26 protein-coding genes are annotated in these 21,507 nt (G+C 60.1%); 18 read left to right on the top strand and 8 right to left on the bottom strand.

All coding sequences use genetic code 11. The features are described 5' to 3' along the window. Window position 1: 1 nt before the first annotated feature. The 12 genes from BBF94_RS11985 (at window position 2) to recX (ending at window position 8,710) form a co-directional block, all read left to right on the top strand. Window positions 2-403 carry a hypothetical protein gene (locus BBF94_RS11985; RefSeq protein ID WP_065259237.1) on the top strand — a complete coding sequence of 134 codons (402 nt, stop codon included), beginning with the start codon at window positions 2-4 and terminating at the stop codon, window positions 401-403. 112 nt (window positions 404-515) lie between these two features. Further along, on the top strand, window positions 516-1,667 hold the full coding sequence (locus BBF94_RS11990) for a phage tail protein (RefSeq protein WP_065259238.1): 1,152 nt from the start codon (window positions 516-518) through the stop codon (window positions 1,665-1,667). Then, complete coding sequence (locus BBF94_RS11995) at window positions 1,664-2,179, top strand: phage tail protein (RefSeq protein ID WP_065259239.1); 516 nt, start codon at window positions 1,664-1,666, stop codon at window positions 2,177-2,179. Before BBF94_RS11990 ends, BBF94_RS11995 begins: the two co-directional genes overlap by 4 nt. Window positions 2,180-2,308: 129 nt before the next feature. Beyond that, the gene (locus BBF94_RS12000; protein ID WP_065259240.1) at window positions 2,309-3,400 is read left to right on the top strand and encodes a phage tail protein; all 1,092 of its coding nucleotides are present in this window, start codon (window positions 2,309-2,311) and stop codon (window positions 3,398-3,400) included. A gap of 9 nt (window positions 3,401-3,409) precedes the next feature. Then, window positions 3,410-3,976, top strand: coding sequence for a tail fiber assembly protein (locus tag BBF94_RS12005; RefSeq protein WP_065259241.1), 567 nt, complete (start codon window positions 3,410-3,412; stop codon window positions 3,974-3,976). Window positions 3,977-3,998: 22 nt separating this feature from the next. After that, window positions 3,999-4,895, top strand: coding sequence for a gp53-like domain-containing protein (locus BBF94_RS12010; RefSeq protein ID WP_065259242.1), 897 nt, complete (start codon window positions 3,999-4,001; stop codon window positions 4,893-4,895). Continuing rightward, window positions 4,896-5,342 (top strand): tail fiber assembly protein, encoded by a 447-nt coding sequence (locus BBF94_RS12015; RefSeq protein ID WP_065259243.1) that lies wholly within the window; start codon window positions 4,896-4,898, stop codon window positions 5,340-5,342. Between the two features lie 114 nt (window positions 5,343-5,456). Continuing rightward, window positions 5,457-6,023, top strand: a complete 567-nt coding sequence (locus BBF94_RS12020) for a glycoside hydrolase family 19 protein (RefSeq protein ID WP_065259244.1) — start codon at window positions 5,457-5,459, stop codon at window positions 6,021-6,023. Beyond that, on the top strand, window positions 6,002-6,520 hold the full coding sequence (locus BBF94_RS12025) for a lysis system i-spanin subunit Rz (protein ID WP_065259245.1): 519 nt from the start codon (window positions 6,002-6,004) through the stop codon (window positions 6,518-6,520). The genes BBF94_RS12020 and BBF94_RS12025 overlap by 22 nt, the downstream gene beginning before the upstream one ends. A 68-nt stretch (window positions 6,521-6,588) precedes the next feature. Continuing rightward, window positions 6,589-7,089 (top strand): CinA family protein, encoded by a 501-nt coding sequence (locus BBF94_RS12030; RefSeq protein ID WP_065259246.1) that lies wholly within the window; start codon window positions 6,589-6,591, stop codon window positions 7,087-7,089. An 83-nt stretch (window positions 7,090-7,172) separates the two neighbouring features. Beyond that, the gene (recA, locus tag BBF94_RS12035) at window positions 7,173-8,231 is read left to right on the top strand and encodes a recombinase RecA (RefSeq protein WP_065259247.1); all 1,059 of its coding nucleotides are present in this window, start codon (window positions 7,173-7,175) and stop codon (window positions 8,229-8,231) included. Between the two features lie 8 nt (window positions 8,232-8,239). Beyond that, a complete protein-coding gene (gene recX / locus BBF94_RS12040) occupies window positions 8,240-8,710 on the top strand; it encodes a recombination regulator RecX (RefSeq protein WP_065259248.1) in 471 nt (156 codons plus the stop codon). A gap of 72 nt (window positions 8,711-8,782) precedes the next feature. Here recX and BBF94_RS12045 read toward each other — a convergent pair whose 3' ends face one another. Then, the gene (locus BBF94_RS12045; RefSeq protein ID WP_065259249.1) at window positions 8,783-9,901 is read right to left on the bottom strand and encodes an LOG family protein; all 1,119 of its coding nucleotides are present in this window, start codon (window positions 9,899-9,901) and stop codon (window positions 8,783-8,785) included. A gap of 354 nt (window positions 9,902-10,255) precedes the next feature. Here BBF94_RS12045 and BBF94_RS12050 point away from each other — a divergent pair, with 354 nt between their 5' ends. Continuing rightward, window positions 10,256-10,450, top strand: a complete 195-nt coding sequence (locus BBF94_RS12050) for a hypothetical protein (protein WP_065259250.1) — start codon at window positions 10,256-10,258, stop codon at window positions 10,448-10,450. Here the strand turns inward: BBF94_RS12050 and BBF94_RS12055 are convergent, their stop codons facing one another. Further along, window positions 10,451-10,876, bottom strand: coding sequence for a PA3611 family quorum-sensing-regulated virulence factor (locus tag BBF94_RS12055; RefSeq protein ID WP_065259251.1), 426 nt, complete (start codon window positions 10,874-10,876; stop codon window positions 10,451-10,453). A 190-nt stretch (window positions 10,877-11,066) separates the two neighbouring features. On the opposite strand from BBF94_RS12055, the gene BBF94_RS12060 reads away from it, so the two are divergent. The 3 genes from BBF94_RS12060 to BBF94_RS12070 all read left to right on the top strand — a co-directional run bounded on the left by BBF94_RS12060 (window position 11,067) and on the right by BBF94_RS12070 (window position 13,128). Beyond that, complete coding sequence (locus BBF94_RS12060; RefSeq protein ID WP_065259252.1) at window positions 11,067-11,810, top strand: tRNA-uridine aminocarboxypropyltransferase; 744 nt, start codon at window positions 11,067-11,069, stop codon at window positions 11,808-11,810. Window positions 11,811-12,039: 229 nt separating this feature from the next. Beyond that, window positions 12,040-12,690: a response regulator transcription factor ErdR gene (gene erdR, locus BBF94_RS12065; protein WP_065259253.1), complete on the top strand. Its 651-nt coding sequence runs from the start codon at window positions 12,040-12,042 to the stop codon at window positions 12,688-12,690. 75 nt (window positions 12,691-12,765) lie between these two features. Further along, window positions 12,766-13,128 (top strand): diacylglycerol kinase, encoded by a 363-nt coding sequence (locus tag BBF94_RS12070; RefSeq protein ID WP_003222276.1) that lies wholly within the window; start codon window positions 12,766-12,768, stop codon window positions 13,126-13,128. Here BBF94_RS12070 and BBF94_RS12075 read toward each other — a convergent pair. Continuing rightward, complete coding sequence (locus tag BBF94_RS12075; protein WP_065259254.1) at window positions 13,125-14,051, bottom strand: LysR family transcriptional regulator; 927 nt, start codon at window positions 14,049-14,051, stop codon at window positions 13,125-13,127. The two genes, BBF94_RS12070 and BBF94_RS12075, sit on opposite strands and share 4 nt — an antisense overlap. Window positions 14,052-14,195: 144 nt before the next feature. Between BBF94_RS12075 and fpr the strand changes: the two genes are divergently transcribed. Next, window positions 14,196-14,975, top strand: a complete 780-nt coding sequence (gene fpr, locus BBF94_RS12080; RefSeq protein WP_003222277.1) for a ferredoxin-NADP reductase — start codon at window positions 14,196-14,198, stop codon at window positions 14,973-14,975. A 155-nt stretch (window positions 14,976-15,130) separates the two neighbouring features. Here the strand turns inward: fpr and tsaA are convergent, their stop codons facing one another. From tsaA to rimO, 5 genes are all read right to left on the bottom strand, one after another. Beyond that, window positions 15,131-15,829, bottom strand: a complete 699-nt coding sequence (tsaA, locus tag BBF94_RS12085) for a tRNA (N6-threonylcarbamoyladenosine(37)-N6)-methyltransferase TrmO (RefSeq protein ID WP_065259255.1) — start codon at window positions 15,827-15,829, stop codon at window positions 15,131-15,133. A gap of 4 nt (window positions 15,830-15,833) precedes the next feature. Next, on the bottom strand, window positions 15,834-16,301 hold the full coding sequence (locus tag BBF94_RS12090) for a YehS family protein (protein WP_065259256.1): 468 nt from the start codon (window positions 16,299-16,301) through the stop codon (window positions 15,834-15,836). Window positions 16,302-16,374: 73 nt separating this feature from the next. Continuing rightward, a complete protein-coding gene (locus tag BBF94_RS12095; RefSeq protein ID WP_065259257.1) occupies window positions 16,375-17,085 on the bottom strand; it encodes an rRNA pseudouridine synthase in 711 nt (236 codons plus the stop codon). Window positions 17,086-17,157: 72 nt separating this feature from the next. Then, a complete protein-coding gene (locus tag BBF94_RS12100; RefSeq protein ID WP_065259258.1) occupies window positions 17,158-17,631 on the bottom strand; it encodes a GNAT family N-acetyltransferase in 474 nt (157 codons plus the stop codon). Between the two features lie 111 nt (window positions 17,632-17,742). Then, the gene (rimO, locus tag BBF94_RS12105; protein WP_065259259.1) at window positions 17,743-19,080 is read right to left on the bottom strand and encodes a 30S ribosomal protein S12 methylthiotransferase RimO; all 1,338 of its coding nucleotides are present in this window, start codon (window positions 19,078-19,080) and stop codon (window positions 17,743-17,745) included. A 347-nt stretch (window positions 19,081-19,427) separates the two neighbouring features. Between rimO and BBF94_RS12110 the strand changes: the two genes are divergently transcribed. Continuing rightward, window positions 19,428-21,269 carry a potassium transporter Kup gene (locus BBF94_RS12110; protein ID WP_404820938.1) on the top strand — a complete coding sequence of 614 codons (1,842 nt, stop codon included), beginning with the start codon at window positions 19,428-19,430 and terminating at the stop codon, window positions 21,267-21,269. Window positions 21,270-21,507 lie beyond the last annotated feature (238 nt).

Here is a 21,507-nt window from a genome sequence, read left to right on the forward strand (position 1 = left end):
GATGAAGGCCATTATCGAAAATGGAGTGGTGACGGCTTTGTTGACCGGTGATGTCGATTGCGGCGTTCCGGTGCCGGTCGGCCTTCCGGTTTCCACAGGCTGGCTGTTCGACAACGAGCGCTTCAGTGCGCCGCCGCAGGTCGATGTTTTGCCGGATTTGAAAACCGACGCACAGCGTCAATGGCGCACGGCAGAGCTCTCGGCCACCGACTGGCTGGTAACCCGTCATCGCGACGAACTGGACATCGGGGCGCAACCGACTCTGAGTGGCAAGCAGTTCTCGAAATTGCAGGCCTGGCGCCAGGCGCTGCGCAATTGGCCGGGCACTGTCGAGACGGCGGATGACCTGTCGCGCCCCGAACCTCCCAAGTGGCTTGCCCGGACGTCCCAGCGGGCACCGTGAAGACGTGCTTGCAGCGCTTTAACGACGCCCGCCCTGTGCGGGCGTTTTTCATGCGTGCGCAGGTGAACCGCCGATCGCTGGAGTCACATCAACTACTTACAGGAATTGAACAGTGGACTATCCAAAAACTGTCCCCAGCGCCGGTCTGGTGAATGGGAAATTTGTCGATGAAAACCCTCTGACCGGAACGCCGGGATCGCTGATTCCGGCGGATTGGGGGAACAGTGTCACGCAGGAAATTCTCAATGTGATCAAGGCCGGGGATCTGACCCCGGACGAGAAGAAATACGATCAACTGTTGCAAGCGATCCAGAGCGTTTCGGCCAAGGGCTGGAGTCTGGATTCGGCATTGCCTGTCGGCTCTTTGCCGTTGCCGACCGTCGCGACGCCTGACGGGCGTTTGCCGATCACTCCAACGGCGGTGTTGTCCAGCGGCGGGCGTGTGTCGATCCCGGCGGGCGTGTTGTTGAGCATTGGCCAGGAGGTCGTTGCGGGACAGCTTGGCAGGTCTCGCACGTTCACCACACAAGCCTGGAGCAGTGCGGATCTGTTGCCTTCAACCGGGTACTTCCTGAGGGCACAGGTCATTGGCGGTACGCTGACTTTCTACATGCAGCGCGGAACGATCTATGACCCGGCCCCTGAAGGATTGAAGGGCACAGTCAACAGTGCGGCGGGGGGCGGCTTTCAATCGACGCCGCTGGATATATGTCTGGCCTGGGTCGTGACCGCAGGACCCGGTTCGGTACCGATCGTCAGGCCGGTCTATAACCGCAAACATCTGACATGGAGCCAGACGGTCAACGGCAATGGCGTGGTCTATTTGCCTGTTGATCCCCACGCCCGGGCGGCCCGTCTGGTGGTGGGCAACCCGACACCGCATCCGACCGGCATTACCGGCGTGTCCTTTGCCCCGGGTGGCTGGCTGGGCGGCAACTATTGCTTCCTGAATCCGACTGTAGGGACTTCGGCCAATTGGGACGGTTGGGCCACTGCCGGTGCGACGGCGTGCATCTTCACCAGCAACGTGCTCAACGACACCACCGTCTCGACGTTGACTGCCAGCTTCGATCACAACGAACTGCGCTCTCTCTGGCAGGTCTATCAGGCCGAACACACGTTGGGTGCCAGTAATGCGTCCAGCGATGAACTGCTGTTCAGCATGGGCCTGAAAAGCATGACCTCCGGCGACTACGCCAACGGGATCGCGATCAATTTCTCTGCTGCGGTCAACGTCAATTTTTCGTGGGAGTTGATCCGATGAACATCATTCAGGAACTGCATCAATTCGAAGAAGGCTTGCGTCCGCCCCGGCCATCTGCCGCCCATGACTGGGACGGCAAAGCCTGGGTACTGGACATTGTGCGGGCCGGGCAGCTGGATCAGCAGGAAGGCGAGCAACTGTGCGTGCGTGTCGATGCGGCTGCCGACAATGCCCGTGCCGTTCTGGCCGGCGATCCGCTCAAGGCGATGGAATACGCTCAGGCTGCCGTCGATGCGCAGTCCTTTCAGGACGCGGGCTACCCGAAAAACGACGTGCCCCTGTCCGTCGCGGCATGGGTCGCCAGAGGGCGAAGCGCCAGACAAGCTGCCGATCAGATCCTGGATAAGGCGACCCGGCTCAGTGACAGCCTCCTGACCCTGCGAACCTTGCGTCTGAAAGCCAAGACCCAGATCCGCGGCTACGCGAGCAAGAACCAGATGGATCAGGCCTGCGCCGCCACGGACGAGGTACTGCTGGCCATCCGTGAGCTGACGGCCAATCCGGCTCCGTAATCCCATCACGCCTCGCCCAAGCCCACGTCACCGTGGGCTTTTTGTTTTCAGGAACAGAAGCGTTTGCGCCGCTGCGAAAGCCTTCGCGCCGCCGCGTTTCATTTGTCATGACAGAGGAACGAACATCCCATGGATTATCCAAAAAGCGTCCCCAGCGTTGGCCTGGTCGACGGCCGCTTCGTCGATGAAAACCCGGTGGCGGGAACGCCCGGGTCGTTGATTCCGGCGGTGTGGGGCAACAGCGTTACGCAAGAGATTCTCAACGTAGTGACGGGGGCTGGAATGACGGCCAACGAGGCAGATACCGGCCAGTTGTTCAAAGCTATTCAATCGATCATCGGAGCCGCCAGCCCAATGCGCTCGGTGGTGACACGGCTTGCCGCTTCGAAGGCACTGACTGATCAGGAGCTCGGCCTGGTGTTGATCGATGGCAGTCCCGGTGCCACGACGATCACCTTGCCCGACGCCACTGTCGGACTGGGTGTGCGCGACGTGATTGTTCGTCGTGTCGACAACAGCGGCAATCGAATGGTAGTGCAGGCATCCGGAACCGACCGGATCCGTTTTCACACGCATTTGTCTGCGAGCGGTTATCCGTTTCTGGTACTGATGGGCGGCGGTGACTGGTGGCATTTGCGCAGCGACGGCGCTGGCAGTTGGTGGCCCGTCGGTCGCTTCGACAACACCCCCCTTGGACGGCCGTTTTTTGAAACCACCATTGTGCTCAGCCCCGGAGGTTACGGCGCGCTGAACGGCACGCTGATGAATCGTGCCGAATGGCCGTGGCTGTGGGATCACGCGCAGCGCTCCGGAATGCTAAATACCGAAGCCACCCGCGTGGGCAACGAGGGCAACTGGACGCCGGGTGACGGTGCCCTGACGTTCCGAGGCCCTGAGTTGCGGGGCGAGTTCCTGCGCGTACTGGACGAAGGTCGCAATGTCGACTCGGGCCGGATCATGGGCAGCAATCAGGCGGGCACAGTGCATTCGTACGCCATGGGCGCGCAGGGGGCAGGAGCCATCGGCTCGCGTTGGTCTGACAGCCTGGCTGCAGTCGGCGCGCAGACGCACGAAACGAAAACCTATTCCACGCCTTCCAACGGTGGACCGATCTACCCCGCCGGCACCAGTTATCAGATGGATACGGCCAACACGCTTCTGTATTCCTTCTCGTCCCGTCCCCGCAACGTTGCCTATCCCGGCCGCATGAAAGTCATCTGAGGTTTTTCCATGTTCAATTATCTGGTCGATGACGCTGGCGCTTTGGTGGGGCCAGTGGAGTTTTTCGTGACGCCCGGCATCGGCGTTCAATTACCTGCCAATGCCGTTCAACTGACTTACGAGTTACCGGCGCCAGAGCAGGGGCGCACGTGGGCGATGGCCAACGGTGTTCCTCGCGAACTGATCGATCTGCGGGGCATCGTCTATCGCAAGGACAACGGTGCACAGCAGACCTGGAGCGAATTGGGTGCGCTGACGGATGAGTTCACCGCTGAACCTTGCCCAGACGAGTTCCATGTCTGGCAAGACAACGGGTGGGTGCTCAATGAGCAAAGACACCTGTCGGATCTCACCGCCAAGGCCCTCAATCAACGCGACACGCTGCTGCGCGACGCCGTTCTGCGCATTGCGCCCCTGCAGTACGCCGAAGACATCGGCGACGCCAGCCACGAAGAGCAACTGCAATTGCTCGAATGGAAGCTTTACAGCGTGGAACTGAACCGAATCGAAAAACAGACTGGTTTCCCAGAGGAAATCACCTGGCCTGTTGTGCCCGGCACAGTGGTGAACACCTGACTTCCAGACAAGGAGAAGTGCAATGGACTATCCAAACAGCGTCCCGAGCGCCGGCCTGGTCAATGGCCGGTTTGTTGATGAAGACCTGATCACAGGTAAACCTGGATCGTTGATTCCTGCCAGTTGGGGCAACGGCATCACCCAGGAATTGCTGACTGTCATTCAGACCGCCGGCCTCACACCGTCCGAAGCCCGTACGGATCAGGTATTGGCAGCGTTGCGCAGCAACAAGCTGTTCACGACCGCGCCGCAGTTCGACAACAGCCAGTCGGTGGCCACCACCGGATTCGTGAGTCGCAGCGGTCTGCAGTTTTCCGGTTTCGCCTCCTATGCGACGAGCACGACTCTGACTGCGACAAGCGTGGGCGGCGTGGCCAGTTTTTCCAGTGCCACGCCGATCACGGCGACCCTGCCTTCTGTTGCCAATATTCCTCATGCCGGGACCCTGCATATCCTCAACGCCGGGAACGGTGTTCTGACGATCAGTCCTACCGGTAATGAAGCCATCGAAACCTGCAACGGCACCTTCGGTGCACTCAAGCTCGGCATCGGTGACTCGGCGCAACTGGTCAAGTTGACCGGACAGTGGCGCCTGTACGGTGGCTCGGTCAGCGACCGGTATGCGTCGGCCCATTCCGGCGTCTATGGCAATGTCGGTTACCAGCGTTTTCCCAGCGGAAACATCGATCAATGGGGAGTAGGGACAACCGATTCCAATGGCGATGTTTATGTGACCTTTCCTATCGCGTTCCCGACCGCCTTTTCATCGATTGTCGCCATCCATTCGGGCGGTGATGGAGCCATGGTCGTTCAGTACGCGGGATCGGAAAGCAGAACCGGATGCCGTTTGAAGGTCCGCAGTTATACCGGGGCCCTCTCGGCAAACTGGGGTATCAATTATTTTGCAAAGGGCTACTGAATGAACCCGTTCAATGTGTTGTTCAGCGCAAGTACCCGGGCCGTTTATGTGCCCGGTATCAACACCTCGGACATTCCTGAGGACGTAATCGAAATTCCTCAGGCTTACTGGATTTCTCTGTTACAGCAATTGGCTGTCTCGCCAAAGGTGATTGGCGTCAATAACGGCAACGGTTTTCCGATTCTGGTGGATCCGCCGCCACCGAGTCCCGAAGAAGCAGCCGATTTCGAACGCTACTGGCGCACGGCACAACTCGCCGCGACCGATGGCCTGGTGGCCCGCGATCGCGATGAACTTGAGGACGGCGGCGGCACCACGCTGACCACCGAGCAATATGCCGAACTGCAAGCGTTTCGGCGGGCGCTGAGGGACTGGCCACAGGCTTCGTTTTTCCCGTTCAGCGAGCATCGTCCGGTGGTGCCGCGCTGGTTGGCTTCGACACTTTGAGTCTGCTGTATTTCACAAGGATGCTGGCGCGGAAAATTCCGGAAAGAATTGGCTGGCAGGCCCTGGTCTCCAGTCATGCTTCAATCGCGGTGCATCCAGGGAGGATCAAGCATTATGCAAATCACCGAAAACAACCTCAGCAACATCATGCCCGACGCCCGCTCCCAAGCGGGCGTTTTTGTTTCGCCGCTCAACGACGCCATGGCGCGTCATCGCATCGATACGCCCAAGCGCGTCGCTGCGTTTCTCGCCCAGGTCGGCCATGAGTCCGGGCAACTGCGTTACGTACGCGAGCTGGGCGACAACCAGTACCTGAGCAAATACGACACGGGGACGCTGGCCCTGCGCCTGGGCAACACCCCGGAAGCCGATGGCGACGGACAGAAGTATCGCGGTCGCGGGCTGATCCAGATCACCGGCCGCACCAACTATCGCCAGTGCAGCCTGGGGCTGTTCGGCGATGAGCGCCTGTTGTCGTTGCCCGAACTGCTCGAACAACCGCAATGGGCTGCGGAGTCCGCCGCGTGGTTCTGGGAGCAGAACGGTTTGAACGAGCTGGCGGACCGCGATCAGTTCAACACCATCACCCGTCGAATCAACGGCGGGTTGAACGGCTTGCAGAATCGCCTGGACATCTGGGCGCGGGCGAGGGCGGTGTTATGTTCATCTCCTGGCGTGTAACCGGTGTTGCGTTGCTGGTCCTGGGGGCTGCCGCGCTGGCCTGGCACTTCCAGGACTGGCGCTACGGCCGCCAACTGGCCGAGCAGGCGCGGCTGCACGCCGAAGCCCTCAACCAACTGACTCAGGCTGCTGCTTCGGCGCAACAGGCCGAGCAGGACAAGCGTCTGGCCCTGGAGCAACGGCTCGCGGCCAGTGAACAAGCCCATTATCGAGCACTGAACGATGCCCAACGTGATCAGGATCGCCTGCGCGATCGCCTTGCCACTGCTGATCTGCGCCTGTCAGTCCTCATCGACGCAGGCGACGCTGCCAAAGGCTGCGGTGTGCCCGCCGCCTCCGGCACCGGCGGCGTGGATCATGCAGCCGTACGCGCCCGACTTGACCCGGCGCATGCTCAACGAATTGTCGCCATCACCGGCGAAGGCGACCGGGGATTGATTGCCTTGCAGGCCTGCCAGGCCTATATCAGAGCGCTGGCACCCGCACATTTTGAATAAGCTTGTGTATTGAAAGCGCAACCGGCTCGTGTACGGTGGTACTCATTCCATCCGATCCGGAGCGCGCCGTGAAAGAAATCACTCAACTGGCGGCCGAACTTGGCCGACGCCTGCAATTGCTCAATGCCCATGTCACCACGGCGGAGTCCTGCACCGGTGGCGGCATCGCCGAAGCGATCACCCGGATCCCGGGAAGCTCGGCATGGTTCGAAGCAGGCTATGTGACGTATTCCAATCGACAGAAAACCCAGCAATTGAACGTGCCGGCGGATCTGTTTTCCACCGTCGGCGCGGTCAGTCGCGAGGTGGTCGAGGCCATGGTGCAGGGCGCCCAGGATAAAAGCAGGGCGCGATTCGCCGTGGCGGTCAGCGGCGTGGCGGGGCCGGACGGCGGCTCGCCGGGCAAACCGGTGGGCACGGTATGGCTGGCCTGGGGCGTCGGCGATACGGTTTCCAGCGAGGTTCAGCACTTCCCCGGCAACCGCGACGACGTCCGCCGACAAACGGTGAAAGCCGCGCTAGAGGGGCTGCTGCGACTGGCGGCACGAGAAATCGAAAATCAGGGGTAGGCGATCCGCGAACGCTGTGGAATAATACTGGCTACTTATACAGGTGTTGGCCGTCAGGCCTTATTGATTACGTGAGGACTTTAATGGACGACAACAAGAAGAAAGCCTTGGCTGCGGCCCTGGGTCAGATCGAACGTCAATTCGGCAAGGGTGCCGTAATGCGTATGGGCGATCAGGACCGTCAGGCGATCCCGGCCATTTCCACCGGCTCTCTGGGTCTGGACATTGCACTCGGCATCGGCGGCCTGCCAAAAGGCCGTATCATCGAGATCTACGGCCCTGAATCTTCGGGTAAAACCACACTGACGCTGTCCGTGATCGCCCAGGCCCAGAAGGCCGGCGCGACCTGTGCATTCGTCGACGCCGAACACGCCCTTGACCCTGAGTACGCCGGCAAACTGGGCGTCAACGTCGACGACCTGCTGGTGTCCCAGCCGGACACCGGCGAACAGGCCCTGGAAATCACCGACATGCTGGTGCGCTCCAACGCCGTTGACGTGATCATCGTCGACTCCGTGGCTGCTCTGGTGCCGAAGGCGGAAATCGAAGGTGAAATGGGTGACATGCATGTGGGCCTGCAGGCCCGTCTGATGTCTCAGGCGCTGCGTAAGATCACCGGTAACATCAAGAACGCCAACTGCCTGGTGATCTTCATCAACCAGATCCGCATGAAGATCGGCGTGATGTTCGGCAGCCCGGAAACCACCACCGGTGGTAACGCGCTGAAATTCTACGCTTCGGTTCGTCTCGACATCCGCCGTACCGGCGCGGTGAAGGAAGGCGACGAAGTGGTCGGCAGCGAAACCCGCGTCAAGGTCGTGAAGAACAAGGTGGCTTCGCCGTTCCGTCAGGCGGAGTTCCAGATTCTCTACGGCAAGGGCATCTACCTGAACGGTGAGATGATCGATCTGGGTGTGTTGCACGGTTTCGTCGAGAAGTCCGGTGCCTGGTATGCCTACGAAGGCACCAAGATCGGTCAGGGCAAGGCCAACTCGGCCAAGTTCCTGGCAGATAACCCGGAAGTTGCGGCGAAGCTCGAGAAACAACTGCGTGACAAGCTGCTGTCGCCATCGGTGATTGCTGAATCCAAGGCCTCGGCGGTCAAAGAGACCGAAGATGACCTGGCTGACGCTGATTTCTGATTGCAGCGATGACAACCGCCGTACTCGATACCCCCGTCGCGGTGCGGCGAACCGCAATGGACCTGCTTGCACGCCGCGAGCATGGTCGAGTCGAGCTGACGCGTAAACTGCGTCAGCGCGGCGCTCCACCCGAAATGATCGAAGCAGCCCTCGACCGCTTGACGGAAGAGGGGTTGCTTTCCGAAGCCCGCTATCTGGAAAGCTTTGTTTCGTACCGCGCACGCTCAGGTTATGGCCCGATGCGAATCCGCGAGGAACTGAGCCAGCGTGGCCTGCAGAGGGCCGATATCGAACTCGCCTTGCGCGAAAGTGATATCAACTGGCAGGAACAGCTGAAGGAAACGTGGCAAAGGAAGTTCTCCGGACAGCTTCCCGTCGATGCCAGGGAGCGAGCCAGACAAGGCCGGTTCCTTGCTTATCGGGGTTTTTCGATGGAGATGATCAACCGCTTGTTCAGCGGCAGAGGGATGGACGATTAGATCGGTTCCAGCTTCAATCAAAAAATTAAAAAGCGGCCCGCTATTTCGATAGCGGGCCGCTTTTTTTTGTCTTCAGATTACCTTCGACGGTTCCCGGGAGGGTTGCGCTGTTTTTGGCCTGGATTGGGCCCAGTTTTCCGGCAGATTGATAAAGTCCACCAGTTCCCTCAGACGTCCGTGGTCCCTGGCGTTGAAGGCGAAGGCCAGGCGTGTGAGATGACTGAAACGGGCTTCGTCGTGTTCTTCTCCGGCATAGGCGTGTTGATGAAAACGGTCGCTCAGGCACAGATCGGCGAAGGCTTCCTGCATGTCATCGAGTGCCTGGTCGCTGAGCCTGTGGTTCATGCGAATCACGAATTGTCGTTTGAGCCAGCGGCTGGAGTGGAAGTTGCCATAGAACTGGTTGATCTGCTCCACCGCCTCTTCAACGCTATGAACCAGTCGCATCAGTTTCAGATCGGTTGGCAGGATGTAGCGGTTGTCCTCCAGTTGCTGGCGGATGAAATCCAGCGCCCCTTGCCAGAATGTGCCACCTGGAACATCCAGCAAAACCACCGGAACCAGAGGGCTTTTGCCGGTCTGGATCAGGGTCAGTACTTCCAGTGCTTCGTCCAGCGTGCCGAAACCTCCGGGGCACAGCACCAGGGCATCGGCCTCCTTGACGAAGAACAGTTTGCGCGTGAAGAAAAAGTGGAACGGCAGCAGATTTCCGGTGCCATCCACGGTGGGATTGGCATGCTGTTCGAAGGGCAGAGTAATGTTGAACCCCAGGCTGTTGTCACGTCCGGCCCCTTCATGGGCTGCAGCCATGATTCCGCCACCGGCCCCGGTAATCACCATCATGTCTGATCGCGCCAGGGCTGTGCCCAGCTCGCGGGCCATTGCATAAAGAGGATGCTCGACGGGGGTGCGCGCCGAGCCGAACACCGTGACCTTGCGGCGGCCCTTGAACTGTTCGAGCGTTCGAAACGCCTGTTCGAGCTCACGCAATGCTTGCAGGGTGATCTTGGCGTTCCAGCGGTTGTGATCTTCCTGGGCCATGCGCAGCACGGTCAGGATCATGTCGCGGTAGATGGGTGTATTCGGACTGTCGGGGGAAACCAGGTTAAGTAATTCTTCGACCTTGCCGGTGAGGTCGTGGCCGCTTTCCTGAAAATGACGGCTGAGCAGGTCATTCGGTTGGTAAGGCATGCAACTTCTCCTTCTGCACAGAACCTTCGGCCCTGACGTGCGGCGTCAGTGCCGCGCTGCAAGAAAAAACAAACGCCCGGCAGCTCCTTTCCTGCCGTGAAGTGTTCAACGGGAATACATTGAATCTAGACCCATGAAGCATTTTTCGCTGCATCAGCGTTGCGCCACAAAGTCTTGGGCGGCAACTGCTTATTGTCGATTTGCAAAGTGCTTTCACCGCTCGTCCGATGTCGCGCCGAGGGCAAAATGCTCTGATTTACTAAGTTAAAGGCGCCGTACGACAACTTTGCGTCAGCGAGCGCAGGCGAGGTGCGCGGGATTCAAGGATTTGCGGGTGGCAGGGAGGCAGGACACATGGCCAGAGTCATTCTGGAGATCGATACGCAGCTGTATCGAATGTTGAAGGCATCGGCCGAGGCCAATCATGTGAGTCTCGAAGAGGAGTGCTGCCGACGTCTTTCAGGAGGGGAGCGCCGCTCGCGTTATCTGCAGGCCTTGCTGGCGGAACTGCGCGCCGAAGATGAACAGCGGCGCGCCAATTCGCGATGATTACTTCTTCTTCACCGGAGTTGCTTTCGGGCAGTCCGATTCCTGATAGCTGGCCGAACCGATCGCCCGGTTGGTCTTCACTTCGCTGAAGTCATAACGCATGACGGCACCTTTGGCCATCAGCTTGCGGTACGACGGGTTGTTGCAGACCGAAGCGCCGAGCTGGAAGTACACGGCTTTGGGGTCGGCACGCATCTTTTCGGCATGGCTTGCCTGGACGCTCAGGTGATTGATCAGCGTAGTGCCTTCGACGGTGTAACCCTGATCGAGGATGTCTTCGTTGATCGCACGCGGCGTACCGACGCTGCTTTGTGCGGCGACGTTTTGCAGCTCTTTGTTCAGGTTCTGCTCTTTCAGGGACGCAGCCTGTGCGCTGAAGGACAACGCCAGCGCGATGGCCGCGGTAGGAACGATAAGGCGCAGCATGAAACTCTCCTGATTCAGTGACTGGTGGTTCGACCAGCCCCGGGGCTGTGCGTTCAGTGGCGGCGAATTATAGGGGAGCCGGTCGGGAGGGTACAGGCTTGTGCCCGTTGCTCTGATAAACTGCCGGCCTTTTATTGCCTTGCCGAGAGTTGTTCGTGTCGAATTTTCCTGTCAGTCGGCGTCGCCCGCAATGAACCATGCCCCCAACGCCGTGGCCCGCCTGCGCGATCAGCGCGAGGACGAGGGCATCAAGCCGATTCAGGCCCGTGGTTTCCGCTCCGAGCGTTGCCGCGACTGCCGGGTAATCATCAGTCATTGCCTGTGCGCCTGGCGCCCGACCGTTGAAACCCGCTCCGGTGTCTGCCTGATCATGACCGGCAAGGAAGTGTTCAAGCCGAGCAACACCGGTTGGCTGATCGCCGACATCGTGCGGGACAATCACGCCTTCATCTGGTCGCGGACCGAACCCGACGAACAACTGCTGGCGCTGCTGAACGACCCTCAGTGGCAGCCGTATCTGGTGTTTCCCGGGGAATATGTCGAGCCTTCGCGGGTCACCAACACCGTGGATCTCGATAGCAGCAAGCGCCCGCTGTTCATTCTGCTGGACGCGACCTGGACCGAGGCACGCAAGATCTTCCGCAAGAGCCCGTACTTCGATCGCCTGCCGATCCTCAGTCTGTTGCCCGACAAACTGTCGCGATACCGCCTGCGTCGCTCGACCCGCAGTGAGCATTTGTGCACCGCCGAAGTGGCGGCGCTATGCCTGGAACTGGCGGGCGATAGCGATGCCGCCTCGGCGCTGGACGCCTATTTCGATGTGTTCAGCCAGCATTATCTGGGCGCCAAGCAGCAGCGCGAGGTGAATGTATCGACGCCGGCCCATGCAGAATTGCTGCCTTTTATAGCCAGTCCGCCAGCGGTGACTGCCTGATCCTGGCCCATACTGCTAAAGCAGTGGCCATGTTGCTTGACCACCCCGGCTTCGCTGGGCATCCTTGGCGCCGATTGGGGTGCGGCCAAGGTTTGAAACGCCGTTTTTGTCCATGATTGGCGTTGAACGTGCCCCTGTGGATGCCGCCGCACAAGCGCCGGCATCTTGAGTTGCCTTGGCGAGCCCCGAATGCTTCGGGTCTGCCATCAAAAACAGGATCATTTGAAAAATGGCCACATACGACATCCTGATTGCCGACGATCACCCTCTTTTTCGTAGCGCACTGCATCAAGCGGTGACGATGGGCCTCGGTCCGGATGTACGAATGGTGGAAGTCGCGAGCATCGCCGAGCTGGAAACCCGCCTGACCGAGAAGGCCGACTGGGATCTGGTGCTGCTGGATCTGAACATGCCCGGCGCTTTCGGGTTTTCCGGACTGGTGATGTTGCGTGGGCAGTATCCGCAGATACCGGTGGTGATGGTCTCGGCGCAGGAAGAAGCGTCGGTGATGGTCAAGTCGCGGGAGTTCGGTGCCAGCGGTTTCATTCCCAAGTCGAGCGACCTGAGTGTGATTCAGGAAGCAGTGCGCAAAGTACTGGACGGCGATGTGTTCTGGCCGCCACAGGCGTTCGAGGCCGTCAGTGTGTCCGATGAGGCCAAGGCGGCCAGCGATGGCCTGGCAAGCCTCACACCGCAGCAGTTCCGGGTGTTGACCATGGTCTGTGAAGGCCTGCTCAACAAGCAGATTGCGTATGAGTTGAACGTGTCGGAAGCGACCATCAAGGCCCACGTCACGGCGATCTTTCGCAAGCTGAACGTGCGGACTCGCACCCAGGCGGCTTTACTGCTGCAACAACTTGAGTCAATTCCAGGCCAGTAAAAGCTGGCGCCTTCACGCTTTTTTGACTTTCGTTGAACTAGCTTCCCCACTCCTTTTTGGTCGGTTGTTTACTTTATGTCACCTTTCAAGGGCCAGACGGGCCTGAAACGCATCCTCAACGCTTCCGGTTACTCGCTGGACGGCCTGCGCGCAGCCTTCACCGGTGAAGCGGCATTCCGGCAACTGGTGCTGCTCAATGTGGTATTGATTCCGCTGACGTTTTTCCTGAACGTCAGCCGTGTCGAGCAGGCGTTGCTGATTGCCGTGTGCCTGCTGGCACTGATCGTCGAACTGTTGAACTCTGCTGTGGAAGCGGCCATCGACCGCATTTCCCTGGAACTGCATCCGTTGTCCAAGAACGCCAAGGACATGGGCAGCGCCGCGCAATTCGTGGCGCTGAGCATGATTGCCCTGGTGTGGGCGGTGATTCTGCTTTAAGCGATCGCCGGCAGGACGATCTCGTCGCTGCGCCGGACACCGGCGGTGAAGGCGCGGCACAGCTCGAGAAACTCGCGCATGGCGGAGGTCTGGTACTTCTGCTTGTGCCAGATGAAGTAGAACTGCCGCGCCAGATCCAGGTCAGGTGTCTCCACCGGCACCAGACTGCCGCGCCGGAAGGCGTCGCGCAGCGCCAGACGCGAAATGCAGCCAATCCCCAGACCTGATTCCACGGCGCGCTTGATCGCTTCGGTGTGTTCCAGCTCCAGACGAATGTTCAGCGCGCTGCGATGGTGACGCATCGCCTGATCGAAGGTCAGGCGGGTGCCGGAGCCTTGCTCGCGCAGAATCCAGGCTTCGTGGGTCAACTCTTCCATGGTCGCGCTGCCGCGCTGGGCCAAGGGATGCTGCGGGGCGCAGAACACCACCAGTTCATCCTCGACCCAGCTCTGCACTTCGATGTCCGGGTGACTGCAATCGCCTTCGATTAGACCCAGATCAATTTCGTAATGAGCGACCTGTTGCACGATATTGGCAGTGTTCTGCACGTGCAGCTTCACCTGGCTTTCCGGATGACGCTGCATGAAGCCGCCGATCAGCAGGGTGGCCAGGTAATTGCCGATGGTCAGCGTCGCGCCAACCGACAGCGAGCCGAAACCGGATTTGCCGTTGAGCAGGTCTTCGATTTCCTTGGCCTGATCGAGCATGGCCACCGCTTGTGGCAGCAATTGCTTGCCGAGGGCGTTGAGACTCAGGCGCTTGCCAGCTCGGTCGAACAACTGGCAACTGGACTGACGCTCCAGTTCGGTGATCGAAGTACTGGCGGCCGATTGCGACAGGTTCAGCAGACCTGCAGCACGGGAAACGCTCTCCTGCTGGGCGACGGCGACGAAGACTTGCAGTTGACGAAGAGTAAATCGCATATCGATATAACCGATAACCGTTATCTTGATAATCCAGTTAACAGATATTGTGGGTGCTATTAGAATGCGATGCAATTGCGCACCGTCGGCATCCTGCAACAGCAGCCGGGCAAGCGCAGATCAATCTCCAGGAGTCCCCCGTACATGAGCAACATGAACCACGAGCGTGTCCTCAGTGTTCATCACTGGAACGACACTCTGTTCAGCTTCAAGTGCACCCGCGATCCGGGCCTGCGCTTCGAGAACGGTCAGTTCGTGATGATCGGCCTGCAACAGCCCAACGGCCGCCCGCTTATGCGCGCTTACTCGATCGCCAGCCCGAACTGGGAAGAGCATCTCGAGTTCTTCAGCATCAAGGTGCCGGATGGCCCGCTGACCTCCCAGCTGCAGCACCTGAAGGAAGGTGACGAGATCATCATCTCGAAGAAGCCTACCGGTACGCTGGTTCTGGACGACCTGAACCCGGGCAAGCACCTGTACCTGCTGAGCACCGGCACCGGTCTGGCGCCGTTCATGAGCGTGATTCAGGATCCTGAAACCTACGAGCGCTTCGAGAAAGTGATCCTGGTTCACGGCGTTCGTTACGTCAACGAAGTCGCCTACCGCGAATTCATCACCGAGCACCTGCCGCAGAACGAGTTCTTCGGCGAGGCGTTGCGTGACAAGCTGATCTACTACCCGACCGTGACCCGCGAGCCGTTCGAGAATCAGGGACGTCTGACCGACCTGATGCGCAGCGGCAAGCTGTTCAGCGACATCGGCCTGCCACCGATCAATCCGCAGGACGACCGCGCGATGATCTGCGGCAGCCCGAGCATGCTCGACGAGACCAGCGAAGTGCTCGACAGCTTCGGCCTGAAGATCTCGGCGCGTATGCGCGAGCCGGGTGACTACCTGATCGAGCGTGCGTTCGTCGAGAAATAAGCACATTCAAATCTGTGGGAGCGAGCTTGCTCGCGAAAGGTAGAACATTCAGCAGTTATGTTGACTGACACGCCGCCTTCGCGAGCAAGCTCGCTCCCACACAAGAAAGCCCGCGTTGCCTGAGAAGGCAGCGCGGGCTTTTTCGTTTTCGGGGTTCAGTCAGCGGCGGGAATGACTTCCAGGACGCGGATCCGATCCGGCACCGGATAATGCCAGCGCACGTCCAGATCCCATAACTGCGCGCCGTATTCACGCTCCGGCGCGGGTGTCTGATACGCCGGACGCGGATCCTGGGCCAGGCATTGCTCGATCAGTTCGACCAGAGGTTCACCGAGGCGCCGGGCGTGGGCATGCGCCTGATGCAACGCCGCGTCCGTCCATTGCACCTCGATCAGGTGTGGCGCGGCACTGGCGATACTGTTCGAAGCGCCAGCAATGATGTCGGCGTAAGGCACGTAGGGTTTGATATCGAGAATCGGCGTGCCGTCCAGCAGGTCGATGCCTGAAATGAACAGACGATCGGACTCGACCTTGTCCAGCTTCACCACCGACTGGCCGATGCCGTTCGGCCTGTGGGTGGCACGGGTGGCGAACACCCCCATGGCCTTGTTGCCACCCAGGCGCGGAGGGCGGACTTTGAGGCGCGGCTTGTCTTCCAGCGCCTGATGGAACAGAAACAGCAGCCAGACGTGACTCACCTGCTCCAGCCCCTGTACCGCATCGCCCTGATCGAACGGAGCCACCAGTTCCAGCACGCCACGGGCGGCGGGAGCCAGTTGTGGCTGGCGCGGGATGGCGAACTTTTCCTTGAAACAGGAGCGGACAAAGCCGATGGGGGAGACGCTGTAGGACACTGCCTTACGCTCTCACACGCAGCGTGAGCCCTTTGAGGAAATTGCGCAGCAACTGGTCGCCGCACGGACGGTAGTTGGTGTGGCCGACCTTGCGGAACAGTGCGCTCAGCTCAGGCTTGGACACCGGAAAACCGGCGGAGGTAAGGATCGCGTGCATGTCGTCTTCTTTCAGTTCGAACGCCACGCGCAGCTTCTTCAGAATGATGTTGTTGGTCACCGGCACTTCGATGGGCAGTGGCGGACGGCTGTCGTCCTTGCCGCGCTTGAGGATGACCAGGCCGTCCAGGAAGTGCGCGAGGACTTCGTCCGGGCAGCGCACGAAACCTTCTTCGTCTTCTTCCTTTTTGTCGAGCCAGGTGACCACATCGGCGAGGGTCACCTCCATGCCGCCGAGTTTGATGACTTCCACGACCTTCTTGTCGCTGATGTCGAGCATGTAGCGCACGCTGCGCAATACGTCATTGTGAACCATGTGTGTAATCCTGATCTTTCGCTTTGGGCACCGCGCAGGCGCGATGCCGGAGTGTAGGGTGGCAACCCGGGCCTTAGAATTTCTCTTTCGCGGTCAGGTAGCGCCATTGGCCGACGGGAACCTTGCCAATGGACACCCCGCCGATGCGGATGCGGCGGATACCGATCACTTTCAGCCCGACGGCTTCGCACAATCGGGTGAGCAGACCCGGCTGCGGGTTCTTCATGGCAAAGCGCAGGCGGTTTTCGCTCTGCCAGCTGGCCTTGACCGGCGGCAGTTCGGTGCCCTTGATGCGCAGGCCGTGCTGCATGCGATTGAGGCCGTGTTCGGTCATCTCGCCTTCGACTTCCACCACGTATTCCTGCTCGATTTTCGCCGCGTCGGCGGTGAGCTTGCGCAACACCTTCCAGTCCTGGGTGAACACCAGCAGGCCGCTCGAACCGGGTTGCAGGTCGGCGCTGGCGGTCAGGCGCAAAAAATGCCCGCGCAACGGACGTTTACCGTAGCGGTGCTCTTCGCTGAGACTGTCGGCGGACAATGACTGCATGGCAGCGTCGATGTCCTGGCCGGCCGGGACGTTGAGCAGGAGAGTCACCGGCTCCGGCGCGGTGGCCTTGGCGTCCTTGTCGAGTTCGACCTTTTGGTCAGTGACCTTGAACTGCGGCTCGTCGATGACTTCGCCGTCCACGGTGACCCAGCCGCCCTCGATGAACAGTTCGGCCTCCCGGCGGGAGCAACCGACCAGTTCGATGAGGCGTTTGGAGAGGCGGATCGGATCAGTCATGACGGGGCCGTAACAAAAAAAGGGTGGGCATTGTACCTGCCTGGCGCCGGTTAGGCCCGGTTCCATTTTCAATCAGGCATGAATCGAGCGCTGCTGGTTCCGGCGCAAACGCATATGCAATAACGGATAGGGCTGCCCCATGCCGTCGACTTCCGAGCGGCCGATCACCTCGAATCCCTGCTTGAAGTAAAACCCCAGGGCCTGCGGGTTCTGTTCGTTGACGTCCAGTTCGTCAGCATTGAGATGCTCCATGGCGTATCTCAGCAGTTTTTTGCCGAGGCCCTGGCCGCGATGCTCAGGGTCGATGAACAGCATCTCGATCTTGCCCGCCGCCACCCCGGCAAATCCGGTGATGCGCTGGTGACTGTCCTTCGTGCAGATCAGCATCACCGCATCGAGGTAGCGGGTCAGCACCAGATTGCGCAGCAGCTCGATGTAGCTGTCGGGCAGAAAATCATGGGTCGCGCGGACCGAGGCCTCCCAGACCCGGGTCAGTTCCTGGTAATCGCTGAGTTTCGGCGTGTGGATGACCGGATGGTGACGCATGCCCGTTAGCCTCTCTGTCATGGATGAGGGAGTCCTTCCCTCCACAAACGATAGCCGTAAAAAAGCCCCGCATCTCGTAGAAGAGGGCGGGGCTTTTCGTATTTTTTGCGTTTAGATCTGTTCGGCCCAGAGGTCGTATTCGTCGGCGTCGGTCACCTTGCACCAGACCTTGTCGCCCGGCTTGAGGTTGCTGCCGTTGTCGATGAACACGTTGCCGTCGATTTCCGGGGCATCGAAGAAGCAGCGGCCGACTGCGCCTTGTTCGTCGACTTCGTCCACCAGTACTTCGATTTCACGGCCGATGCGCATTTGCAGGCGCGCCGAGCTGATTTCCTGCTGGTGCGCCATGAAGCGTTCCCAGCGATCCTGCTTCACGTCGTCCGGCACGACCTCGAGGTTCAGATCATTGGCCGGCGCGCCTTCGACCGGCGAGTACTGGAAGCAGCCGACGCGGTCGAGCTGGGCTTCGGTCAGCCAGTCCAGCAGGTACTGGAAGTCTTCTTCGGTTTCGCCGGGGAAGCCGACGATGAAGGTCGAACGGATGATCAGGTCCGGGCAGATTTCACGCCAGTTCTTGATCCGTGCCAGGGTCTTGTCTTCGAACGCGGGGCGTTTCATCGCCTTCAGGACTTTCGGGCTGGCGTGCTGGAACGGGATGTCCAGGTACGGCAGGATCTTGCCGGCGGCCATCAACGGAATCAGTTCGTCGACGTGCGGGTACGGGTAAACGTAGTGCAGACGGACCCAGACGCCGAGGGTGCTCAGCGCCTCGCAGAGTTCGGTCATGCGGGTCTTCACTGGCGCGCCGTTCCAGAAACCGGTGCGGTACTTGACGTCCACGCCGTAGGCGCTGGTGTCCTGGGAGATCACCAGCAGTTCCTTGACGCCGGACTTGACCAGACGCTGGGCTTCGTCGAGTACATCACCGACCGGGCGGCTGACCAGTTTGCCGCGCATCGACGGGATGATGCAGAAGCTGCAGCTGTGGTTGCAGCCTTCGGAAATCTTCAGATACGCGTAGTGGCGCGGGGTCAATTTGATGCCTTGTGGTGGCACCAGGTCGATCAGCGGGTTGTGATCCTGTTTCGGCGGCACGACTTCATGAACGGCGCTGACTACTTGTTCGTACTGCTGCGGACCGGTCACGGCCAGCACGCTCGGGTGCACTTCGCGGATATTGCCTTCTTCCACGCCCATGCAGCCGGTGACGATGACCTTGCCGTTTTCCTTGATCGCTTCGCCGATGACTTCCAGGGATTCGGCCTTGGCCGAGTCGATGAAGCCGCAGGTGTTGACCACGACCACGTCGGCGTCCTGATAGGTGGACACCACGTCATAGCCTTCCATGCGCAGCTGGGTCAGGATGCGCTCGGAGTCGACCAGTGCTTTCGGGCAACCCAGAGATACGAAGCCAACCTTTGGATTGGCCGGCGCAGGAGTGGTGGACATGTCTAACCTCGGTGTCTGTGACGTCGCTCGCCTGTTTGGAAGTCGACGGACGGGCGCTTGAAACGCGCCTCTGATCAAAAAGTGCGCAATTCTAGCGATGAGCAACGCACTTGACCAGCTTTATGCAGGGAAATACGACGAGTGCTGCGCTATGCTTCGCGCCGTTGGGCTTTACCAATTTTTTACAGTCAACAAAACGTCTGTAACAACAGGTAAAACAGCGCATGCTGCACCACAAAGCATAGTGCTTCGTTCAAAGAAGCCAGTTCGAGAATCAGGAGTGTTGGATGGGTCAGGCAAGTAGTCAGGCGGCGGGCGCCGAGCATTCGGCTGCAAAACCGCTGAGCATGCTGGTCGCGGCAGTCGGGGTAGTTTACGGCGACATCGGCACGAGCCCGTTGTACACCCTCAAAGAAGTATTCACCGGCGGTTACGGCGTGCCGGTCAATCACGACGGAGTGCTGGGCATCCTGTCGCTGATTTTCTGGTCGCTGATCTGGGTCGTGTCGATCAAGTACATGATGTTCGTGTTGCGGGCGGACAACCAGGGTGAAGGCGGGATCATGGCGCTCACCGCGCTGGCACGACGGGCGGCGGGGGAGCGCAGGAAGCTACGGTCGTTGCTGGTGGTTTGCGGCCTGATCGGTGCGGCGCTGTTCTACGGCGACAGCATGATCACTCCGGCGGTGTCCGTGCTGTCTGCAATCGAAGGTCTGGGGCTGGCATTCGAAGGCATCGATCATTGGGTCGTACCGCTGTCGCTGGTGGTGCTGGTCGGGCTGTTTCTGGTCCAGAAACACGGCACGGCACGGATCGGCATCCTCTTCGGGCCGATCATGGTCATCTGGTTTCTGGTGCTCGGCGCCCTTGGCGTGTATGGCATCAGCCACTCCCCTGAAGTGCTCAAGGCGCTGAACCCGGTCTGGGCCGTGCGCTTTTTCATGGTGCACGCCGGCATGGGCGTGGCGATCCTGGGCGCCGTGGTGCTGGCGCTGACCGGTGCCGAAGCGTTGTACGCCGACATGGGCCATTTCGGTCGCAAGCCGATTGCCCGGGCGTGGTTTCTCCTGGTGCTGCCGGCATTGGTGCTCAACTATTTCGGTCAGGGCGCGTTGTTGCTGGACAACCCGGACGCAGCGCGCAACCCGTTCTATCTGCTGGCACCGGGCTGGGCGCTGATCCCGTTGGTCGGTCTGTCGACCCTGGCCACGGTGATCGCCTCGCAGGCGGTGATTTCCGGCGCGTTCTCCCTGACCCGTCAGGCCATCCAGCTCGGTTACATTCCGCGGATGTACATTCAGCACACCTCCAGCGATGAGCAGGGGCAGATTTACATCGGCGCGGTGAACTGGACGCTGATGGTCGGCGTCGTGTTGCTGGTGCTCGGTTTCGAGTCGTCCGGTGCTCTGGCGGCGGCTTACGGCGTGGCCGTGACGGGCACCATGCTGATGACCACGATTCTGGTGTCGGCGGTCATGTTGCTGCTGTGGAAGTGGCCGCCCGTGCTGGCCGTGCCCGTGCTGATCGGCTTCCTGCTGGTGGACGGTCTGTACTTCGCCGCCAACGTGCCGAAGATCGTTCAGGGTGGTGCGTTCCCGGTGATCGCCGGTATCGCCCTGTTCATCCTCATGACCACCTGGAAACGCGGCAAGCAACTGCTGGTCGAGCGCCTGGACGAAGGCGCGCTGCCGCTGCCGATCTTCATCAGCAGTATCCGCGTCCAGCCGCCGCACCGGGTGCAGGGCACCGCGGTATTCCTCACTGCCCGTTCCGACGCCGTCCCGCATGCGCTGTTGCACAACCTGCTGCACAACCAGGTATTGCACGAGCAGGTTGTGCTGCTGACGGTGGTTTACGAAGACATCCCGCGTGTGCCGCCATCCCGGCGATTTGAAGTCGAAGCCCACGGCGAAGGCTTCTTCCGGGTGATCCTGCACTTCGGCTTCACCGACGAGCCGGACGTGCCGCAGGCATTGAAACTGTGTCATCTGGAAGACCTCGACTTCAGCCCGATGCGCACCACCTACTTCCTCAGCCGCGAAACGGTGATCGCTTCGAAACTCGAAGGCATGGCCCGCTGGCGTGAAGCGCTGTTCGCGTTCATGTTGAAGAATGCCAACGGCAATCTGCGATTCTTCAATCTGCCGCTGAACCGGGTGATCGAGTTGGGGACGCAGGTGGAGATGTAGGTCCTGCCTTGAATGAAAAGCCCTCGTCAGCCTTTTGGCTGGCGGGGGCTTTTTCGTTTTTGTGCACTTGTCAGCGTTCAGTGAAGGTCCCTGTGGGAGCGGGCTTGCCCGCGAATGCTGTGTATCAGTTTACAAATCAGTTGCCTGACCCAGCGCCATCGCGGGCAAGCCCGGCTCCCACAAGGATCTCTGGTATCTGCCAGAACGAAAAAGCCCCCGTCAACCTTGCGGCTGGCGG

Source organism: Pseudomonas bananamidigenes (assembly GCF_001679645.1).
Taxonomy (GTDB): domain Bacteria; phylum Pseudomonadota; class Gammaproteobacteria; order Pseudomonadales; family Pseudomonadaceae; genus Aquipseudomonas; species Aquipseudomonas bananamidigenes.